A 662-nucleotide genomic window follows, 5' to 3' on the forward strand; every position below is an offset into this window, starting at 1 on the left:
GATTACGCTTGCGCCGGGTGCGCGCCATCAGCTGGTGCAGACCCTGGGCAGTACCGCGCTGTAGGCGCGGGCAACGATTTCAGTTTGTCGATGCAGGTAGCAAGGACGGAAAACATGCAGGAAGCACAATGGTGGTACGCCAATGGCAGGCAGAGCAGTGGGCCGGTGGATCTGGCCGGTCTTCGCCAGCTGCAGCGGGAAGGGACGGTTACGGCGCGCACGCTGCTCTGGTGCGAAGGCATGCCCTCGTGGCGGCCGTTGGCGGAACTAGAGCAGGCGTCCACGCCCATCGAGGTAGCTCCGGCCCTGGATATCGACGCAGCCCCTGCGGTTGAGGGCATCGCGCCGGATGTCGGCGACCCGTCCGATCCCTATCGTGCACCGGTCGCTGCACCGGACAGGGCTGCGGCTGCCGGGCTGGAGGGCGAGATGGCCTTGTACGCCAGCATGGTCGGCGGCAACTTCCCGATCTATCGCCAGCGCTGGCGGCTGGATCAGGGCGTTGCCACGGGCAGTGGCACCTGGCATTGGCCGGCCTTCCTGCTCGGCCTGATCTGGATGATGTACCGCAGGATGTACCGCCTGGCGGCGATGTGGGCCGGCCTGCTGCTGCTGATCAGCGTGGTGGAGACCCTGCTGGGTGTGCCGGATGGCCTGTCGCC

General features: G+C 66.9%; 1 protein-coding gene. It reads left to right on the forward strand.

Annotated features, from left to right (window positions below; translation table 11 throughout):
• Nucleotides 1-114 precede the first annotated feature (114 nt).
• A partial coding sequence (locus tag DAI20_RS19600; RefSeq protein WP_108252890.1) for a GYF domain-containing protein occupies nucleotides 115-662 on the forward strand: 548 nt, incomplete at its 3' end.

The sequence above is a fragment of the Planctomonas deserti genome (assembly GCF_003067705.1).
GTDB lineage: Bacteria > Actinomycetota > Actinomycetes > Actinomycetales > Microbacteriaceae > Planctomonas > Planctomonas deserti.